The organism is Burkholderia sp. MS389 (assembly GCF_016899425.1).
GTDB lineage: Bacteria > Pseudomonadota > Gammaproteobacteria > Burkholderiales > Burkholderiaceae > Burkholderia > Burkholderia sola.
On sequence record NZ_CP045994.1, the window covers coordinates 57,439 to 77,776 of the forward strand.

The following is a 20,338-nucleotide window of genomic DNA, read 5'->3' on the forward strand; positions in this document are numbered from 1 at the left end:
CCTGTAATGTGACAATCTGAGACAGTCTTCCAATCTCGAAACATCAAGCGCGACCCCTCGCACAGACAGCGTGTCCTCTACGCTGGCGCAAAGTATCCGCCTCAACGAAGTCCCCTCTCCCATTCATCCGGCAGTTCGAACGGCTTGCCGCCTAGTTTCGTCCTGGTGCAAATTTCCCTCTCCGGTTCCGATGACGACCACGTTTCTATCCAGAGCACCCGAGCCAGCATCTAATTTCGTATTCCTTAGTGCATGTCCAAAATCACGCCACATCGATTAGGACATTTCAGAAGACAAACACGCGACGACAACATGATCGTCCTCGCCTCCGCCACCGTGCGAGGAACCTGAGAGAAAGGGAGAAAAACCTTGTTGGCAAGACCACCGACACCTGGAAAATTCACATCCCGCAGCCTTGTCGACGCCTTCCGCCGAGGCCTCCTGCAGCATGAACGACTGCTGAAGCTGGATACGCCTCTCGGTACAAACAAGCTGATTCCACTCCGCGCAACGGGATGGGCAAAGATCGGCCGCGACTACCGATGGACTGTCGACGTCGCATCAACCCGCAACGACATCGCACTGCTCTCGCTGATGCACCAACCGGTCACACTCTGGATTCAGCAAGCAAGCGCACCTTTCACAAGCTCGACGTATCGTCCGATCCACGGCTTCGTGCATCGCGCCGGAACCTTGGGCGGCGACGGCGATCTCGCCGTCTACCAGATCGAGTTCGCATCGGCCCTTTTCTTCCTCGGCCACGCACGCGACGATCACTACTGGCTGGAAAAGGACGCACGCGAGATCCTGCTTGACGTGCTCAACCGGTATCCGCAGCTTCGCGGCTGCGTCCGCCTGGACATCACAAACTCTCCGCGAGTACGGTCGTATTGCCGGCAAGCAGACTCCGACTTGAACTTCGTTCACCGGATACTCGAAGACGAAGGCTGGTACTGCTATTGGGAACACATGGAAGTCCAACAGGGCGAGCGGCCGACGACGATACTGGTCATTATCGATCGCCTGTCGTCCCTGCCCGAAGCGAGCTCGGTGAAATATTGCCGCGATGACACCGGCAACGAAGCGGACGGCCTGACGCAATGGTCCACCCACCAAACTCTCCAAAGCGTTCGTTACACGTCGCGGTCGTTCGATTACAAAGGTTCGCATCACGACTTCGATTCATCGAGCGACCTTGCATCGACAACGTACGAGGTTGACGAAGGTCGCTACCGCACGACGCGTCGCATTCCGTCCGCACCGATGGAGATTTTCGAGTCGACGTCATACGGCTACGCCGATCTTGACGCCGGCAACCAGCGAGCTCGACTTCGAACAGAAGCATGGGATTCGCTGGCCCATCGCTACACAGGAACGGGCGGCCTGCGCTGGATCGATGCGGGTACGCGCTTCGTCCTGAACAATCACCCGAGGCACATCGCGATCGCACCGCACAATCGTGAATTCGTCACGATCGAAGTGCGCTGGTACATCGAGAACAACATTCCGATTGGACAACAGACCGATGCCTTTCCCAGCAGCCTGCAGCAGACGATCACCAATACGAAAGTGAAGCACGGCCCTCGCTTCGACTCTCGGCCACACTTCAGCGACGGAGAAGTCGGATTCTTCGTCGTCGAAATTGAAGCGCAACCCACGACGGTCCAGTATCGCAGCCCGTTTGAACACCCGAAACCGGCGATACACATCGAACATGCACACGTCGTTGCGCCCGAGGGCGAAGAAGCATGGTCCGACCCGCTGAACCGGATCCGCGTTCGCCATGTTTGGGATCGTCAAAGTCCGTCCGGCGCCTTCAGCACGTCACCGCTGTTGCTGTCGCTGCAAGCCGACACGGGTAATGCATATGGCGCGGTGCATGTCCCGCGCGCTGGCGAATGGGTGGCGATCGGGCATTGGGGTGGCGACTGCGATCGTCCGTTCGTGCTGGGCCGCCTCAACGGTGCGACAACGCCACCACCCTGGCATACGAACGTGCTGCTCTCGGGGTTCCAATCGAAGGGGTTCGGCAAGACAGGCGCCTACAACGCGTTGGTCCATGACGACGCAACGAATCAAGGCAGCACGCGGCTAACCACCTTCACGGGCAAGCACTACAGCCTGTTTCATCAGGGCTACCTGATTCGCCAGGACGGCAACACGCGGGGCCGCTACCTCGGCATGGGATTCGTACTGCACACCGACGACTACGGTGCAGTACGAGCGAATCGAGGCCTCCATCTCACCACGCATGCGAAATCGATCGATAGTGACCAACTCGACGTTACCGAAGCACGAGATCAGCTGACCCGCTCCGGCATGCTGCTTGAGTCGTTGTCGCACGCGAGCGCGACGGCACAGGCTGAATCTCTACAGTCGGGTCGCGACGACTTCGAAGCAATCGCACAAGCCACTCAACAACCGGAGTCCGGCCAGACCTCCGGCGGTCGAACGAATGGCGGCGGCCTGGGCAAAGCGAACGGCTTCGCATCACCGCTGATCGTCATGTCCAGCCCAGCAGGAATCGCGGCCACGACGCAGCAATCGACACAAATCGCAGCGGACAAGCACATCAATGTTGTCAGTGGCGAACATACCCACATCGCGACGGGCAAGTCGCTGATCGCAGCCGCTGTCGAGAAAATCAGCTTGTATGTCCAGAAAGCAGGCATGAAGTTGTTCGCGGCGAAGGGCCGGGTCGAGATCGAAGCGCAAAGCGACGCGATGCGGCTCTACGCGGACTTGGATCTTGCGATCACCAGCAATCGCGGCTGCATTTCCATCGAAGGCAAAAAAGAGCTGCTGCTGAAGTGCGGCGGTTCATACATTCGCATCACGGCCGACGGCATCGAAGAAGGCACGCTCGGTGCCCGAACGAGCAAGGCTGCGTCGTTCAGCCGACTCGGGCCAAGTTCGCTCGCTGAGCACATGAACGAACGACCGCATACCGCGTTCAACGATCCCTACGTTCTGCGCCACAAGATCACCGGGGAAGTCCTCAAGAACCATCCATACGAAATCGTGCGCGGCGATGGAACGGTCATTAAGGGCACGACGGACGAATCCGGGCAGACCACCGTACAGAAAAACGTCGATATCGAATCGCTACTGATTCGAGTGTTGCCGTTCCCTCGCGACGGCGCCGGATAGCGGCGCGTCCAAATTAGAACGCGAACTCGCCCTTCATCGATCGACCATCGTTTACTCCTGATAATCGCATGAGCAATCCCGCAAGCAATACCACCGACAAGAAGGCAAAAGTCGTCGTCATCCAGGCACAGCACGAACGTGGAGGCGGTTCGTCTGCACGAGTGACGCTGACACCCCACTCGAATACCTGCACGAAGCAGATCGACTGCGATCCACGGCAGCCGATCCCGGTGATCTTCATTCCCGGCGTCATGGGATCCTTGCTACTCGACCGGAACACCGGCAACGAAATATGGAGCCCACCGAATAGCATCGCCGAGTCCCTGGCTTTCGCTGCTTCCGGGTACTTCGCAAATGCTGCGGAGCGCCAGATACGTTACGACCCATATGCGGCCATGGTCTCGGCCTTCGGAGACGTCAGCACGGACGGGTGCGACGTTTCAGTAGAGGAGGCGCGGCGCCGAGGCTGGGGATCCGTGCACCGCGGAAGCTACCACTCAACCTTCGCGTGGCTCGAACGCGAACTGAATAACCCGGCCGACTCAGGCAAGCTGCTCGGGGCTTGGGCATCGGGCGACCCGAAGGGCGAGACATTCACGCTGAATCCGGTCATCGGCACCTCACCGAAGTTATACGGCGCACACGGCGCGACTGCTGACGTGATTCACGCCACGTCCGACGAGTTCAGGAAATTCTGCCAGTTTCGCTATCCCGTCTACGCAATCGGCTACAACTGGCTTCAGTCGAATCTCGATTCGGCTCGGGATGTGGTCGAAGGCATCGACTGCGTCGACAAGAAGCGCAACAAGAAGGCTCGGCTTATGGGCATCCGGGAAATCTGCGAAGAGAACAAGGTGAAGAAGGCGATCGTCATTACACATTCGATGGGCGGGCTTGTCACGCGAATGGCGTCGGTAATCGCTGGGCATGCCGACCTAATGTACGGGGTGATTCACGGCGCGCAGCCGGCTACGGGTGCACCGCTTGCAGCACGGCGATTCCGGGCCGGGGCACAAACAGAAAACACGGTCATCAATCAGGTGCTGGCGGGACGAAATGGTCTCGAGTTCACGGCCGTGACGGCGAATGCGCCCGGGCCTTTGGAGCTCTTGCCGATGCCGGATTATCGCAATGGGGAACCGTGGTGGATCGTGTGCAACCTGAAACGCGAGCCGATTCTCAGTCTCCCGAAATCGGGCGATACGCTCGCGCTATACACATCGCAGGCGTGGTACGGAGTGGTGCCTGATCAGTCGGACTCGGCTCTGGATCCGGCAGGAATTGTCCGGAAGCGGTTGGCGGATAGCAATTCAAAAAAATCTCTTCAGGAAAACCTCCTCGACACGATGAAAGAGGTCGTTTTCCGCCAAGGCCTGTTGATCAATAAATATCATCCCAACACCTACGCTTTCTACGGAAACGGCTCTCTTCAGGAGCCCTCCGAGGGTTCGCCATTAGGCACTAGCGCCCCGACAGGACCCAAGCGTCGAGAAGTTTCCGAATCTAGTGGAGGGTTGCTCACATTCGGACGGATCCTATGGCGAGGCCCCTTCCCCAAAGGCACAACCGAAGACGACCTGCTTCGTGCTCAGTTTCTGAGCGATAACCGCAGAGGCCAAATTCGCATCCGCATCAAAGATCAGACATACACGATAGAAGCTGAGTTAGCGACCCCTAACTCAGCAGCTGATCGTGGGTTGATTTTCGGCGATGGCACCGTCCCGGTCTGGTCCGGTGAATCGGTAGCTCGTGGACTGAAAGAAGGGATACCTGGCGGCAAAGCCGAAGGTGTACATATCGCATTCGATCAAAAGGGCTTTGGTCATCAAGAATGCTTCAAACATCCGTGGGCCAGATGGGCGACGCTGTACAGCATAGTCAAAATCGCAAGGCATATCGAGGCATGAACATGAGCCCGTTGGATCGAATCAGAAAAGTGCTCCTGATCCCAATAGCAACCATTTTGTTGGGATCGGCCGCTTGCATGAAGAAAAACCATTCGGAGTACGATGTGAGATCTCCCGTGATACACGATACGCGCCCGTGGTGCATCGGTCGCTTCGCGCTCGATCTTCCAAGTGATATCTCCGTGTACAACCAGCAATTCAAGTACATGGATTACACCATCGAGACTACTCAAAACGTTCAGAGAGACTCATTTCTGCAAAGGGTTGAGGCCAGAGAAAAGGAGCTGAGGACTTCGCTTCGTATGGACATGACACGCGTTCCAAATACAACAAGCAATGTCTGGCTTAAGGAGGCAATCCAACCAAGCGATGACGCCCGGCTCTTCATTTTTAGAAATGCCGACACAACGTCCATCGACCTCCCATACAAAGCTGAGGGCTACGCTTGGTCCAGCGATACTCTGTTCACGCTGAAAACCCTCATCGGCGCTCGATACGACGACTCGAATCTTCAAGTCGCGGATCAGATTCTTCGTCACATCGGCCCACGGCAGGACTGGGAGGTTCCCGCGGATGGAGCATTTTGCTTCAACGGCGGTGCAATAAGCGGTAAGCCATTTCGCGGCTTCGATGCCACGCTATCTGTCGGGCTCTTACCTGGCACCCCGTCGACCTTCGTTGTTGAGCTGCGCGAGTCGGTCGATGTCGATCAAAAGGCATCCCTGCTCGATGGTCTCCCTGCGTTCGAGATCCAGCTGAAATCTCTACTGGGACGCTACAATATCCTGAGGAAAGGCAAACGCCAGTTCGCTGGCATGGAGGCGGAAGAACTGCTGATCGCCATCAGTGAGGACGGCGTGCAGAAGTACCACTTCTATCTGCTGGCCCCAGGTGTCGAACGCGACCTCTCGAAACCTCACACGGCGATTCAGCTGCTTTTCGGTGCGGCGCCCGACTCGATCACATCAGCCGCCGAGGCAACCTCTCCTGTCAACGAAGCACAAGCGATTCAAGCATGGGACGCGGTGCTGAACAGCTTCCACTATCGCGGCCCTCGGCCGGGTGAATCGGAGGCAACCAGGTGAGGCGCTATGACATCGTGAAGGCCGATACCACGACCGCGGGCGGCTTAATTCAGGGAGGCAACGGCAACGACTTGATCGGCGCGAGCGAACAGGCTTACGAGGGCGATCCGGTCTCGTGCCCCGCGTGCAAGACGGTGGGCAAGATCGTATGTGATGGGCCTCGCATCCCCACCACCGGACCAGACGGACGGCAGGCGGCACTTAGTGACGACTTATGCGTATGCCGGTGTTCACCGTCACCGCGCCTGATTGCTTCGCAGGTCTCGTCGTTCATCGACATCTAAACCTATGCCGTAATTTCTTGCGGAGAAAACTCAAGAAGCTATGCCGTTTGGCCATCCCTCGAATTTTTCATATTTCGAGATGCCCAGTTAGGTAGACTCAAACGGCATCACCGCAAAAAGCGCGGGCCGCATGGGCTGCCACCCATACGACCCGCTGACCACAACCAACTCACCTCAGGAGTCGGAAATGGCTAAGGCCAATCATAAGTCACGCCCCGTCGTAACGGAACGCTTCGTCACCGTCCAAGAGTCAGCACGCCATCATTCCTTGTCTAGAGTTCTCCGTGCCATCCGAGCGCATCGGAAGCTGAACACGACGTACTTCCCGTGGATCAAATTGGCTGGAGTATGGCTTGAGGACGCGGGATTCGAGGCTGGAGAACGCGTCCGGATTACCGTCGAGGACAAGCGACTCATCATCACGCCGATGTGATCGGCGCATTGCCCATGGCGGGCATCGCAAGTCACTATCTGCCTGAAAGCTCGGTGGCCGATACTCAGCACCGTTAGTAACTGTGACAAGCGGGGATCGTTCTGCAATTGCAGCGGACCGGATACTCGGGTCCGCCGCCGTGGAGCGCTTTCAGCGCGAGCTGCAAGCCAAGCCCGGCGCACTGAACATTTCCATCGCCGAAATGCAAAAACCCCCGCCTTGTCGGGCGGGGGTTCTTGGCTAAGGGAGCCTGACGATTACCTACTTTCACACGGGAATCCGCACTATCATCGGCGTAGAGTCGTTTCACGGTCCTGTTCGGGATGGGAAGGGGTGGGACCGACTCGCTATGGTCATCAGGCAAAGGGGGTTGTTGCGTTGCTTCGCAGCGCAACCAATCTTGGAAGAAGCAGTAATCTTGAGTTGTGTGTATCACACACGAGAATCCAACCGTCCGACGCGCTCTGTAGCGCGAAACAGACTTGTTATAGGATCAAGCCTTACGGGCAATTAGTATCAGTTAGCTGAACGCATTACTGCGCTTACACACCTGACCTATCAACGTCCTGGTCTCGAACGACCCTTCAAGGGGATCTAGTCCCCAGGGATATCTCATCTTAAGGCGAGTTTCCCGCTTAGATGCTTTCAGCGGTTATCTCTTCCGAACATAGCTACCCGGCGATGCCACTGGCGTGACAACCGGTACACCAGAGGTTCGTCCACTCCGGTCCTCTCGTACTAGGAGCAGCCCCCTTCAAATATCCAACGCCCACGGCAGATAGGGACCAAACTGTCTCACGACGTTTTAAACCCAGCTCACGTACCTCTTTAAATGGCGAACAGCCATACCCTTGGGACCGGCTACAGCCCCAGGATGAGATGAGCCGACATCGAGGTGCCAAACACCGCCGTCGATATGAACTCTTGGGCGGTATCAGCCTGTTATCCCCAGAGTACCTTTTATCCGTTGAGCGATGGCCCTTCCATACAGAACCACCGGATCACTATGACCTGCTTTCGCACCTGCTCGACTTGTCGGTCTCGCAGTTAAGCACGCTTATGCCATTGCACTATCAGCACGATTTCCGACCGTACCTAGCGTACCTTCGTACTCCTCCGTTACGCTTTGGGAGGAGACCGCCCCAGTCAAACTGCCTACCATGCACTGTCCCCGACCCGGATCACGGGCCAAGGTTAGAACCTCAAACAAACCAGGGTGGTATTTCAAGGACGGCTCCACCGAAACTAGCGTTCCGGTTTCATAGCCTCCCACCTATCCTACACAGATCGGTTCAAAGTCCAATGCAAAGCTACAGTAAAGGTTCATGGGGTCTTTCCGTCTAGCCGCGGGTAGATTGCATCATCACAAACACTTCAACTTCGCTGAGTCTCGGGAGGAGACAGTGTGGCCATCGTTACGCCATTCGTGCAGGTCGGAACTTACCCGACAAGGAATTTCGCTACCTTAGGACCGTTATAGTTACGGCCGCCGTTTACCGGGACTTCAATCAAGAGCTTGCACCCCATCATTTAATCTTCCGGCACCGGGCAGGCGTCACACCCTATACGTCCACTTTCGTGTTTGCAGAGTGCTGTGTTTTTATTAAACAGTCGCAGCCACCAGTTTATTGCAACCCCTTCACCCTCCTGGCGCAGGCCAGTCAAGCTACAAGGGCGTACCTTATCCCGAAGTTACGGTACCAATTTGCCGAGTTCCTTCTCCCGAGTTCTCTCAAGCGCCTTAGAATACTCATCTCGCCCACCTGTGTCGGTTTGCGGTACGGTCATCGTTAGACTGAAGCTTAGAGGCTTTTCTTGGAACCACTTCCAATTGCTTCGCTCCCTAAGGAGCTCGCGCCACACCCTTGAATTGCGCGCCCGGATTTGCCTAAGCGCCTTCTCCAATGCAGCGACCGGGACTTCCAACACCCGGACAACCTTCCGCGATCCGTCCCCCCATCGCATCTAACAATGGTGCAGGAATATTGACCTGCTTCCCATCAGCTACGCATTTCTGCCTCGCCTTAGGGGCCGACTCACCCTACGCCGATGAACGTTGCGTAGGAAACCTTGGGCTTACGGCGAGGGGGCCTTTCACCCCCTTTATCGCTACTCATGTCAGCATTCGCACTTCCGATACCTCCAGCACCCTTTACAAGGCACCTTCGCAGGCTTACGGAACGCTCTCCTACCATGCGAGCAAAGCTCGCATCCGCAGCTTCGGTATATAGCTTAGCCCCGTTACATCTTCCGCGCAGGACGACTCGATCAGTGAGCTATTACGCTTTCTTTAAAGGGTGGCTGCTTCTAAGCCAACCTCCTGACTGTTTTAGCCTTCCCACTTCGTTTCCCACTTAGCTATATTTGGGGACCTTAGCTGGCGGTCTGGGTTGTTTCCCTCTTGACACCGGACGTTAGCACCCGATGTCTGTCTCCCGTGATTGCACTCTTCGGTATTCGGAGTTTGCTATGGCGGGGTAATCTGCAATAGACCCCCCAACCATGACAGTGCTCTACCCCCGAAGGTGAGACACGAGGCACTACCTAAATAGTTTTCGGAGAGAACCAGCTATTTCCAGGTTTGTTTAGCCTTTCACCCCTATCCACAGCTCATCCCCTAACTTTTCAACGTTAGTGGGTTCGGACCTCCAGTACGTGTTACCGCACCTTCATCCTGGCCATGGATAGATCACCTGGTTTCGGGTCTACGCCCAGCAACTGAACGCCCTATTCGGACTCGCTTTCGCTACGCCTGCCCTATACGGTTAAGCTTGCTACTGAACGTAAGTCGCTGACCCATTATACAAAAGGTACGCCGTCACCCCTTACGAGGCTCCGACTGTTTGTATGCATGCGGTTTCAGGATCTATTTCACTCCCCTCCCGGGGTTCTTTTCGCCTTTCCCTCACGGTACTGGTTCACTATCGGTCGATCACGAGTATTTAGCCTTGGAGGATGGTCCCCCCATCTTCAGACAGGATTTCACGTGTCCCGCCCTACTTGTCGCACACCTAGTTCTTTCATACTGTTTTCGCCTACAGGGCTATCACCTGCTATGGCCGCACTTTCCAGAGCGTTCGGCTAACAATACAAATAAAGAGTGCAAGGCTCATCCCATTTCGCTCGCCACTACTTTGGGAATCTCGGTTGATTTCTTTTCCTGCGGTTACTTAGATGTTTCAGTTCACCGCGTTCGCTTCACTGGACCTATGTATTCAGTCCAGGATGACCCAAAAGGGCCGGGTTTCCCCATTCGGACATCTACGGATCAAAGCTCGTTTGCCAGCTCCCCGTAGCTTTTCGCAGGCTACCGCGTCCTTCATCGCCTGTGATCGCCAAGGCATCCACCACATGCACTTGTTCGCTTGACCCTATAACGAGTCTGTCTCATCTTTCGACGCGACAGTCGCTACAGGTTGAGTTCTCGCGTTGTGCCGTATTCCAAAATCGAGCCGAACAATGAAGTTCGAATCATCTTGAGATACATCGATACAATCACAACCCGGATAACTTCCACGTCCATCTCAAGACGCTTCCGCTATCCAAATTACTTACTTCTTCCAGATTGTTAAAGAACGACAGCCGATATCTGTTGATATCCTCTGACTGGCTCAATCGCCAATGAGAAAAACTCGAACCAAACTTCATTCGAATGTTTGTCATTGAGGATTATCGAAAGCGGCCGGCATTATAACCGGTTAAACCGCTAACAGACAGTCTTTCTGTCTCAATCAACAGCCGATAAGCGTGAGCGCTCAACTTGTGCGAGAAGCTCTGGAAAGGAGGTGATCCAGCCGCACCTTCCGATACGGCTACCTTGTTACGACTTCACCCCAGTCATGAATCCTACCGTGGTGACCGTCCTCCTTGCGGTTAGACTAGCCACTTCTGGTAAAACCCACTCCCATGGTGTGACGGGCGGTGTGTACAAGACCCGGGAACGTATTCACCGCGGCATGCTGATCCGCGATTACTAGCGATTCCAGCTTCATGCACTCGAGTTGCAGAGTGCAATCCGGACTACGATCGGTTTTCTGGGATTAGCTCCCCCTCGCGGGTTGGCAACCCTCTGTTCCGACCATTGTATGACGTGTGAAGCCCTACCCATAAGGGCCATGAGGACTTGACGTCATCCCCACCTTCCTCCGGTTTGTCACCGGCAGTCTCCTTAGAGTGCTCTTGCGTAGCAACTAAGGACAAGGGTTGCGCTCGTTGCGGGACTTAACCCAACATCTCACGACACGAGCTGACGACAGCCATGCAGCACCTGTGCGCCGGTTCTCTTTCGAGCACTCCCGCCTCTCGGCAGGATTCCGACCATGTCAAGGGTAGGTAAGGTTTTTCGCGTTGCATCGAATTAATCCACATCATCCACCGCTTGTGCGGGTCCCCGTCAATTCCTTTGAGTTTTAATCTTGCGACCGTACTCCCCAGGCGGTCAACTTCACGCGTTAGCTACGTTACTAAGGAAATGAATCCCCAACAACTAGTTGACATCGTTTAGGGCGTGGACTACCAGGGTATCTAATCCTGTTTGCTCCCCACGCTTTCGTGCATGAGCGTCAGTATTGGCCCAGGGGGCTGCCTTCGCCATCGGTATTCCTCCACATCTCTACGCATTTCACTGCTACACGTGGAATTCTACCCCCCTCTGCCATACTCTAGCCTGCCAGTCACCAATGCAGTTCCCAGGTTGAGCCCGGGGATTTCACATCGGTCTTAGCAAACCGCCTGCGCACGCTTTACGCCCAGTAATTCCGATTAACGCTCGCACCCTACGTATTACCGCGGCTGCTGGCACGTAGTTAGCCGGTGCTTATTCTTCCGGTACCGTCATCCCCCGACTGTATTAGAGCCAAGGATTTCTTTCCGGACAAAAGTGCTTTACAACCCGAAGGCCTTCTTCACACACGCGGCATTGCTGGATCAGGCTTTCGCCCATTGTCCAAAATTCCCCACTGCTGCCTCCCGTAGGAGTCTGGGCCGTGTCTCAGTCCCAGTGTGGCTGGTCGTCCTCTCAGACCAGCTACTGATCGTCGCCTTGGTAGGCCTTTACCCCACCAACTAGCTAATCAGCCATCGGCCAACCCTATAGCGCGAGGCCCGAAGGTCCCCCGCTTTCATCCGTGGATCGTATGCGGTATTAATCCGGCTTTCGCCGGGCTATCCCCCACTACAGGACATGTTCCGATGTATTACTCACCCGTTCGCCACTCGCCACCAGGTGCAAGCACCCGTGCTGCCGTTCGACTTGCATGTGTAAGGCATGCCGCCAGCGTTCAATCTGAGCCAGGATCAAACTCTTCAGTTCAAACCTGTTACTGTTTTCGGTTCGGTTAAGAACCGGTCGCTCACTCAAAGCTGACAGGAATATGAATCACTTCATAAACCTGACTTACTTTAGTGTGAGACTCTTGATACTTTCGCTATCTGATCCGAGGATCAGCTCGCTTCCATCAAGCGCCCACACTTATCGGCTGTTAATTTTTAAAGAGCATTCTGCGAGGAACTTCGTGTTTCCCGGCAGCGCTGCGTTTTCAGCAGCAGAGAAGCGAGATTATCAACCGTTTTTTGAAACTCGTCAACAACTTTTTTAACTACTTCGTTGCGACGACTGCGGTTTAATTTCGCGTGCACTGGAATCGATAAAACCGACTTCAACAGCACCGCTCCCCTCTTCTTCCCCCGCGCTGCGTTTCCGTTAGCGCGAAAGAGGCGTGATTCTAAGCACCTGCCCCCGTCTCCGCAACCCCTTTTGTGAAATATTTTTGACGTGCTATGGCGAGGACCGCCGAGCACTTCCCAGTGCTCATATATAAGACGACACGGCAGGCGCAGGTCGCCCTTGGACAGCCCCGCCGTATCGAACGCACCCTTCCGTCGATTACCGCCCCACCATCGCCCTCACCACGCCGTCCCGCCGAATCAGCCCGTGATACAGCGCCGCCGCAAAGTGCGCGAGGAACGTCAGGAAGAAGAGATAGGCCAGCACGCGATGCGCGACCCGAAGCCACGCGAACGTCACCGGATCGGCCGACACCAGCGCCGGCAGCTGCACACCGCCGCCCAACGTCACCGGATACCCGCCCGCCGACAGCATCGCCCAGCCGATCAGCGGCATCGCGACCATCAGCGCATACAGCACGAGATGCGACCCGTGCGCGGCCACCTTCTGCCACCACGGCAGATCGTCGGGCAACGCCGGCGGCTTCGACAGCATCCGCACCACGATCCGCACGCACACCAGCACCAGCACGGCCACGCCCAGCGGCTTGTGAATCGCCACCAGGATCTCGTGCCGCCCGGAAACCGACGCCACCATCCCCACTCCGATGAACAGCATCGCGAGAATCATCGCGGCCATCACCCAGTGCAGCACCCGCGCCGGCAAACTAAACGTCGTCGAAGCCTTCATCACCGTCCCTCCCCACTCACTCGCGCCACGCCTGCCACGCCGGCCTCTTCACTCGTGCGCCGCAGATACGAATCCGCATACGCGGCCGAACGCGCCGCCAGCAACGGATCGCCCGACACCTGAATCCCCTGCGGCAGCACGGTCGGGTCGTAGTTCACGTCGCGGCACGGGCCGCTGTCCTGCGCCTCCACGCGATCGAGCACGAGCGTGCCCGCATCGATCGTCGTGCGCTGCGCGGGCCAGACCTTCGTCGCGTCGTCCACCGGGTCGCCGGGCTCCGCCAGCGTGACCAGCAACTTCCACTTTTGCGGGCCGGCCGCGATGCGCTGCGTCACGTCCTGTTGCAGCACGTTCGGATCCGCGGCCGTCGCGACGTCGCCGGCGCCCGCCGTCTGCTCCGGCACGACGCGCCACCGCACCGCCTGGCGCTTGCCGGCCGCATCGACGAAGTAGAACGCGTTCAGCCCGTAATAGCTTTCGGTGACGTAGCTCGCGCTCGGCTTCGCACCCTTCACCCATTGCAGGAACGCGCCGGCTTCCGGATGCGCGCCGAAGAACGCCTTCACCTTCGCCGGATCGGGCTTGCCCGTCTTCGGATCGGGCCGGGTCGCGAGCGTCTGCTCGTAGAACGCCTGCGGCGTCGCCACCGGAAACACCGGCATCGCGTTCATCCCGGTCCGCCATTGCTCGCCGTCCGGCGCGGTGAGCTTCAGCGCGAGGCTGCGGATCGGCACGCTGCTGTCCGGCGCATAAGGGTTCCCGCCCGGCAACGCGAAGCGCCCGACCACCGGCGTGCGCACCGCCTTGAAGAACGGCGCGACCGAATACGCGCTCGCGGCGCCGTTGCCTTCGAAATAGCCGGTCACGCACACGCCCTTCGCGTGATTGCGCCGGTAGCCGGCATGGATGCCGCTGTTGGTCTGCAGCGCGTCGACGAGCCGGTGCGGGGTCAGACGCGCCGGCGCGAGCCATCCGCCGGCATACCCGAACGCCGCGGCCACGCCGGCCACCGCGCCACCGATCACGGCCCAGCGCCACCACCCGCGCCCAGGCTCGCGCTGCGGCGAAGAAGAAGATTGCTTCATGAATGCACTCCCGATCGTCAGATCATTGTCGAACGCGTGTAGGACGCCGCCCACGCCGCTTTATTCCACGAAGAATTTTTTCGTATGCTGGAGGGAATAACCGATGCCGGCCGGCGTCCTACACGGCATCCACGACCCTTTCGGCAACCGGCCCAGCCATGCCCTCCACCGCCCTCGACGACGAAGCATTGCGCGAACTCATCCCTAGGCTGCGACGCTTCGCGCTCTGGCTGGCGCGCGACGTCCATGCAGCCGACGATCTCGTCCAGTCGACGCTCGAGCGCGCGTTGTCGCGCTGGACGAGCCGTCGCGACGACGCATCGCTGCGCAGCTGGCTCTTCACGATCCTGTACCGGCAGTTTCTCGATGGCAAACGCAGCGCGAAGCGCTACGCGTGGCTGCTCGGCCGCATCGGCAACGACGACGAAGCGCACTGGCCGTCCGCCGAACGCGAATTCGCGGCGCGCGCGACGCTCGAAGCGTTCGGCCGGCTCTCGGACGAGCAGCGCAGCCTGCTGCTGCTCGTCGCGGTCGAGGGCTTCACCTATCAGGAGGTCGCCGACCTGCTCGACGTGCCGATCGGCACCGTGATGTCGCGGCTCTCCCGCGCGCGCCAGGCGCTGCGCCAACTCAGCGACGGTGAACTTCCCGCTCCTTCCTTGCGGTTGATGAAAAAATGAACACGCCTCCGAACGAACATGACCTTCAGGCCTATGTCGACGGCCAGCTCGACGACGATGCGCGCGCCGCGGTCGAGCGCTATCTCGCGCTGCATCCGGCGCGCGCGGAACAGGTGAAGCAATGGCAACAGGACGCGCAGCGGTTGCGGGCCGCGCTGGAGAGCGTGCGAATGCCGGCCGAGAACCCTGCGCTGGATCCGGCGGCAATTCGCGGCCGACGGGCCGAGCGCGCGCGGATGCGGTTCGCGATGGCGGCTTCGTTCGTGTTCTGCGTCGGGCTCGGGACATTCGGTGGATGGCAGGCTCGCGGGTGGAACGCGGCGCCGCCCATCGCGCCGATGAGCGATGCGGTCAAGGCTTACCAGATGATGGTGGTCGATCGGACGGCCAAGGTCGATTACCGGCCGACCGGTGCGGGCGATTTGCAGGGATGGCTCACCAAAGGCGTGGGCGCATCGGCGAAGCTGCCGGATTTGAGCGCGGCGGGGTTCAGGCCGGTCGGTGGGCGGTTGTTCACGACCGATAGCGGTGCCACGGCCGCGATGGTGCTCTATGAGGACGATGCGGGGCGGACGCTGAGCTTCTATCTCCGGCCAGCCGAATCGAAACATCGGCTGCTGCCGAACGGGCAACGCGTGGATGGCGCATTGCTCGCGCGGTATGGATCGGTGAACGGACTCAACTATGCGGTGGTCGGACCGGCGGGGAGTCTTGGCGAGAAGGCAGTCGTACAGGCGCTCGATCAGCAGACTTGAAGCGGTAGGATGCGCGCCCGGCTGGCGGTTGGTCGTGGCCGTCAGCGCCTTTTGTGGGGCGGCTTGGCGGGCTTGAACGGGCGCATGCTCACCGCTCGAATGCACAGCGTTTCGACTGACTTTCCTCGGCAGTTATTCACATCGACACCGCGCCGGCGCTCTCACCTTTAAAATCACAGGGTTTCGAGTCGCCGCGGAACCGGATATCCACATATCTCCTGCTGGTCCCGCAGGTCGCCTTCGGTCGGTTCGCTCACCTTTGACGTGCACAGCGTTTCGGGTTGTTTTGGGCGTCGATATCCACAAGGCATTCGACTTCCGGACGTCGCGCGATTTGTTCGCTGCCCTCTTTCATTGTCGGCAAAGCCTTGTCAGGTCGGGCATTCAGACCGACAGGACCATCGAAACCGGAATGCTCACCGGTCCGGTGCACAGGGTTTCAACTGGATCGTGCGCCGGTTATCCACACACCGCCGCTCGCGCTTCCGGTCACTTCGTCCCGACTATCCCGAGAATCTCGCCGGTTTCCGGCGCGATGACGTAGTGGATCGACTTTCCGAGCCGGTTTGCGTTGCCCAGCCCGCGCATGCCCGGAATCAGCTTCGCCACGAACGTGATGGTGATGACATCATCGTCTGGTCCGGGATCCACCGTGGATGCCCTTTTATCCGTGATACAGATCTCGAAGCTGCGCAGGTCCTGCCCGGTCGCGGCAAAGTCTTCGTAGGCAGTTTTCAGGCCGAGCAGCGTCGCGGTGTTGAGCGTGACCGAACACCGGTCGATCGTGCCGAAATTCGATGTGCTCATCGTCTTCTCCGAATTTCACCGCCTGTCTTCCGATAACAATCGCCCGCGCAGGCGGATGTTCCATCCCGTGTCATGGTTCCTGAAGCACGGGTGTCGCCCGGGTCCTACTTCGGTTTCGTCATGTCGTTCGACGTCATCCGATGACGAATTGCGTCGGCCCGCGCCATGCAACCGAACGGTACCCGCTTCGAACGACGCCGATCTCCCGGTAATACTCGACGAGTGCCTGCGGGCTCCAGTCGCGGCCTGCGGGAAACAACGCATCGAGATCGATAAGCGCGGCGACGAGCGCCTGGCGATCGGTATCGTCTGCGATCGCGCGTTCCCACCGATCGGATTGGCGAGCGAAGCCCAACCGGATCAGCCCCTCGACCGCAGCCGCCATGTCGGTCACGACGACCGCAATGTGGCCGGCAATGTCCGTCGCCAGCATCTCGTCGACGGGCGCCTTCATCGCGCGCATCGTCCAGTGTCACCCGCTGTGATCACCTTGCCTCCTTCGTGAGCCATCCAACGATCTTCGCGACGTCCTCGCCGGACAGCATGCCGACACGATCAACAGACACCTCGTAGTCGAGATCGAACTTCACGTTGAATCGCTCGCCGTTGTAGCGGCAACACAGGACCTCGGCTTCCGGTATCGATACGCGTCGCTCCAACACGATGTCGCCCGGATGGTGCTGCATCCGGCGTACGACGGTGTCGATATCGAGCGCCTGGAGATGGGTCGACGAAGCATGGGTCATTGGCCGCGAACCCGTTCGTCGGGCGTTTGCATTCTGGATGCCGGCGATTCTACAGACATGAAGACTCGCGCACCGATCGACGCGCTTCACAGCGTTCCGTTTCGTTTGTCAGCTCGCTGCACGCAGTGCATATCCTGAGCGGATCACAGTCGACGGACTGTGCTTATCCAAAGGTGTTAACAGGGTTCGTATATATACGTAGTGATAGTTAACAAGCTCTGTGCCCCACAGTGGATAACCTCCGTAACGCACTGAATTTTCAACGCGAACCGAAATGCATAACCCTGGGTGCGCGACGTGAACAGCGTCCGGCAGCACAGAACAACTTTTCGTCGATTCACAGCCGCGCCGACATATCCTCAATCGTTCCACTGTGAATCCAGAGACTTCCCGGACAGTTATCCAGAGGGCAATGTGGATAACACCACAGCACATCGACGCGTTTTGCTGTGATGCGTGGAGACGAAGCCCGCGTCCGCAGCATCGCTGCACGACATCGATCGTCGGCACGCATGCGCGGCCCCTTTCAAAAAATTTTCACGAAGGGGCTTGTGCTGCCCCAAAACCCTCTCTATAATTCGCGGCTTCTTAGGCTCGTAGCTCAGTTGGTTAGAGCACCACCTTGACATGGTGGGGGTCGTTGGTTCGAATCCAATCGAGCCTACCAACGAACAAAATGAAGGGGTCCGGCAGCACAACTTGCCTACAGGCAACGCGGCTCGCCAACATACAAACGCCACGCGGCAACCTCGCGTGGCGTTTTTCTTTTCCGGTCCGAAACAACGCAAAACAACGCATGAAGCCCCGATGCGTTGCGCGATACACGGCCCGGCATCGCATCGTCACGAACCATCCGATCCGCCACACAACTGCCGCTGCACGGCGCGTAGAATCGTGTGCGCATCGACGCGGCGGCTTCGCCCGTCATCCGACTTCCACCACATCAAAACAACGACGCGCGATCCGCGCGACTGAGAGCACACGATCATGTCCGAGGCCACGACCGCCGCATCATCGGCAAGCAACGACGAAATCGCCGCTTACGTCGGCAAGAAGGCCGCCTGGTACGAACGAAAATGGGCGATCGCCGACTCGCGCAAGAGCCGGCAATCGTGGAACTGGGCCGCGTGCTTCCTGGGCCCGGCCTGGATGGCGTACCGATGCATGTACTGGCAGGCGGCCGCCGTGCTTGCCGCCACGCTCGGCATCACGCTGCTCGAGTTGCTGTACTTCCCGACATACTTCGAATCGAGCACGCTCGACCCGATCACCATCGGGATCGCGGTCTCGCTCGGCTGGTGCGGGAACAGCCTCTACAAGCGATACGTCGAACGCCAGATCGAAAAACTGCGCCCGCACGCGACGTCTCGCGAATCGTTTCTCGCGCTGCTCGAGGCGCAAGGCGGCACGAACTGGCTGGCGGCGGCGGGTTTCGCCGTCGCGACGCCGCTGCTCGGCGTGCTGTTGTACATGATCGGCAACGTCGGAGGCGCGACGTACTGATCGCGATATCCGGCGATTGGAAAACGCAGGGCAAAAAGAAGAGGGCGGCGCCGGCGGGCACATCGCATACGGCGCATGCTCGCGCCGCGCTCAATGCAGATGCTTCAATTTGTCAGGATTCCGCACGACATAAATCGCGACGATCTTTCCGTCGTCGATCTCGAGTGCCGTCGTCTGCAGCTCGCCGTCGGCTTCCAGCGTGACGAAACCCGGCAGCCCGTTGATGAACCCGGCCCGCACGAGCTTCGACGCATGCGTCGCGAACAGCTCGGCCAGGTATGCGTGCACCCGCATCACCCGCTCGAAGCCGAACACCGGCTTGCCGGCCGCGGGCCGCTTGCCGCCGCCGTCCGAATGCAGGCTCACGTCCTCGGCGAGCAGCGCGCCGAGCGCACGCATGTCGCCGCTGCGTGACGCCGCGAAGAACGCTTCGGCCAGTTCGATCCCGCGCTGCTTTTCGACATGAAAACGCGGTCGCGCCTCGCGCACGTGTGTGCGTGCCCGCGCGGCGAGTTGCCGGCAGGCGGCCGGGTCGCGCTGGATCGTCGTGGCCACTTCGTCGAATTCGAGGCCGAACACGTCGTGCAGCAGGAACGCCGCGCGTTCGAGCGGCGACAGCCGTTCGAGCGCGAGCAGCAGCGGCAGCGTGACGTCGTCCGGTTCGTTTTCCTCGACGACCGGCTCGGGCAGCCACGGGCCGATATAGGTCTCGCGCTGGTGCCGCGCGGACTTCAGCTGGTCGAGGCACATGCGCATCACCATGCGGCGCAGGAACGCCTCGGGCACGCGCACCTCGGTACGGTCGACGTCCATCCAGCGGATGAACGCGTCCTGCACCATGTCCTCGGCATCCGCGACGGAACCGAGCATCCGGTACGCGACGCGGATCAGCGTGCGACGCAGCGGATCGAAGCTCGCCGCCGCGTCGGCCCGTTCGTCGGCGTGGCTGCCGACCGGGTCGAGGCTCGGCATCAGGCCACCATCTTCCCGGCGGCGGCCTTCGCGTCGGCCGGGTCGACCCATAGCCCGAAACCGACGGCGAGCCGGTTCCAACCGTTGATCACGTTGATCATCACCGTGAGTTTCACCTGTTCCTCCTCGCTGAAATGGTCGTTCAGCGCCGCATAGGCGGCTTCGTGCGCCGCGTGGCCCTCCGACAGCCGCGTGAGCGCCTCGGTCCAGCCGAGCGCCGCGCGCTCGCGGTCGGTGTAGCAGGGCGCTTCGCGCCACGCGGACAGCAGGTAGATGCGCTGCTCGGTCTCGCCTTGCTCGCGCGCCTCGACGGTGTGCATGTTAAGGCAGTTCGCGCACGCGTTGATCTGCGACGCGCGGATCTTGACCAGCTCGATCAGCGTCGGCTCGAGGCTCCCGGCAGCGGCGACCGACACGGTCATCCAGCTCTTCATCAACGCGGGGGCGGCGGCAAACGGATTGAGTTTCGCAGTCATGGTTCCTTCTCCTTTCGTGTGGGTTCCGCCGATATGACGA

At 59.0% G+C, this 20,338-nt stretch carries 15 protein-coding genes, 1 tRNA gene and 3 rRNA genes; 9 read left to right on the forward strand and 10 right to left on the reverse strand.

The annotated features are described in order from the left end of the window. Positions 1 to 369: 369 nt before the first annotated feature. From tssI to GJG85_RS00275, 5 genes are all read left to right on the forward strand, one after another. Positions 370 to 3,150 (forward strand): type VI secretion system tip protein TssI/VgrG, encoded by a 2,781-nt coding sequence (gene tssI, locus GJG85_RS00255; RefSeq protein WP_204383514.1) that lies wholly within the window; start codon positions 370 to 372, stop codon positions 3,148 to 3,150. A 68-nt stretch (positions 3,151 to 3,218) separates the two neighbouring features. Then, positions 3,219 to 5,057, forward strand: coding sequence for a hypothetical protein (locus tag GJG85_RS00260; RefSeq protein WP_239468918.1), 1,839 nt, complete (start codon positions 3,219 to 3,221; stop codon positions 5,055 to 5,057). 2 nt (positions 5,058 to 5,059) lie between these two features. Further along, positions 5,060 to 6,142, forward strand: a complete 1,083-nt coding sequence (locus GJG85_RS00265) for a T6SS immunity protein Tli4 family protein (protein ID WP_239468919.1) — start codon at positions 5,060 to 5,062, stop codon at positions 6,140 to 6,142. Continuing rightward, positions 6,139 to 6,426 (forward strand): PAAR domain-containing protein, encoded by a 288-nt coding sequence (locus tag GJG85_RS00270; RefSeq protein ID WP_060312325.1) that lies wholly within the window; start codon positions 6,139 to 6,141, stop codon positions 6,424 to 6,426. The genes GJG85_RS00265 and GJG85_RS00270 overlap by 4 nt, the downstream gene beginning before the upstream one ends. A 187-nt stretch (positions 6,427 to 6,613) precedes the next feature. After that, positions 6,614 to 6,859: a SymE family type I addiction module toxin gene (locus tag GJG85_RS00275; RefSeq protein WP_081083226.1), complete on the forward strand. Its 246-nt coding sequence runs from the start codon at positions 6,614 to 6,616 to the stop codon at positions 6,857 to 6,859. A gap of 248 nt (positions 6,860 to 7,107) precedes the next feature. On the opposite strand, the gene rrf is transcribed toward GJG85_RS00275, so the two are convergent. The 5 genes from rrf to GJG85_RS00300 form a co-directional block, all read right to left on the reverse strand. Next, a 5S ribosomal RNA gene (gene rrf / locus GJG85_RS00280) occupies positions 7,108 to 7,220 on the reverse strand. 128 nt (positions 7,221 to 7,348) lie between these two features. Beyond that, a 23S ribosomal RNA gene (locus tag GJG85_RS00285) occupies positions 7,349 to 10,230 on the reverse strand. Positions 10,231 to 10,637: 407 nt separating this feature from the next. Continuing rightward, positions 10,638 to 12,170 (reverse strand): 16S ribosomal RNA (locus GJG85_RS00290). Together the 16S, 23S and 5S rRNA genes form the textbook arrangement of a ribosomal RNA operon. Before the next feature lie 573 nt (positions 12,171 to 12,743). Beyond that, entirely contained in the window at positions 12,744 to 13,274 is a 531-nt protein-coding gene (locus GJG85_RS00295; RefSeq protein ID WP_172843425.1) for a cytochrome b, read from the reverse strand. Beyond that, positions 13,274 to 14,359: a catalase family peroxidase gene (locus tag GJG85_RS00300; RefSeq protein ID WP_089488065.1), complete on the reverse strand. Its 1,086-nt coding sequence runs from the start codon at positions 14,357 to 14,359 to the stop codon at positions 13,274 to 13,276. The genes GJG85_RS00295 and GJG85_RS00300 overlap by 1 nt, the downstream gene beginning before the upstream one ends. A 158-nt stretch (positions 14,360 to 14,517) precedes the next feature. Here GJG85_RS00300 and GJG85_RS00305 point away from each other — a divergent pair, with 158 nt between their 5' ends. Beyond that, complete coding sequence (locus tag GJG85_RS00305; protein WP_204383515.1) at positions 14,518 to 15,039, forward strand: sigma-70 family RNA polymerase sigma factor; 522 nt, start codon at positions 14,518 to 14,520, stop codon at positions 15,037 to 15,039. Next, positions 15,036 to 15,794 (forward strand): anti-sigma factor, encoded by a 759-nt coding sequence (locus GJG85_RS00310; protein WP_204383516.1) that lies wholly within the window; start codon positions 15,036 to 15,038, stop codon positions 15,792 to 15,794. Before GJG85_RS00305 ends, GJG85_RS00310 begins: the two co-directional genes overlap by 4 nt. A 489-nt stretch (positions 15,795 to 16,283) precedes the next feature. On the opposite strand, the gene GJG85_RS00315 is transcribed toward GJG85_RS00310, so the two are convergent. The 3 genes from GJG85_RS00315 to GJG85_RS00325 all read right to left on the reverse strand — a co-directional run bounded on the left by GJG85_RS00315 (position 16,284) and on the right by GJG85_RS00325 (position 17,347). Next, complete coding sequence (locus GJG85_RS00315; protein ID WP_124631947.1) at positions 16,284 to 16,601, reverse strand: hypothetical protein; 318 nt, start codon at positions 16,599 to 16,601, stop codon at positions 16,284 to 16,286. A 133-nt stretch (positions 16,602 to 16,734) separates the two neighbouring features. Continuing rightward, the gene (locus tag GJG85_RS00320) at positions 16,735 to 17,055 is read right to left on the reverse strand and encodes a hypothetical protein (protein WP_089488066.1); all 321 of its coding nucleotides are present in this window, start codon (positions 17,053 to 17,055) and stop codon (positions 16,735 to 16,737) included. Between the two features lie 31 nt (positions 17,056 to 17,086). Continuing rightward, complete coding sequence (locus GJG85_RS00325; RefSeq protein WP_124631948.1) at positions 17,087 to 17,347, reverse strand: hypothetical protein; 261 nt, start codon at positions 17,345 to 17,347, stop codon at positions 17,087 to 17,089. Between the two features lie 590 nt (positions 17,348 to 17,937). Here GJG85_RS00325 and GJG85_RS00330 point away from each other — a divergent pair. Continuing rightward, positions 17,938 to 18,014 (forward strand) — tRNA-Val (locus GJG85_RS00330). Between the two features lie 320 nt (positions 18,015 to 18,334). Beyond that, positions 18,335 to 18,850 carry a DUF2628 domain-containing protein gene (locus GJG85_RS00335; protein ID WP_050015720.1) on the forward strand — a complete coding sequence of 172 codons (516 nt, stop codon included), beginning with the start codon at positions 18,335 to 18,337 and terminating at the stop codon, positions 18,848 to 18,850. A 90-nt stretch (positions 18,851 to 18,940) separates the two neighbouring features. Here the strand turns inward: GJG85_RS00335 and GJG85_RS00340 are convergent, their stop codons facing one another. Both GJG85_RS00340 and GJG85_RS00345 read right to left on the reverse strand, forming a co-directional pair. Next, positions 18,941 to 19,822, reverse strand: a complete 882-nt coding sequence (locus tag GJG85_RS00340) for a sigma-70 family RNA polymerase sigma factor (protein ID WP_176016552.1) — start codon at positions 19,820 to 19,822, stop codon at positions 18,941 to 18,943. Beyond that, positions 19,822 to 20,298 carry a carboxymuconolactone decarboxylase family protein gene (locus GJG85_RS00345; protein ID WP_204383517.1) on the reverse strand — a complete coding sequence of 159 codons (477 nt, stop codon included), beginning with the start codon at positions 20,296 to 20,298 and terminating at the stop codon, positions 19,822 to 19,824. Before GJG85_RS00345 ends, GJG85_RS00340 begins: the two co-directional genes overlap by 1 nt. Between the last annotated feature and the right edge of the window lie 40 nt (positions 20,299 to 20,338).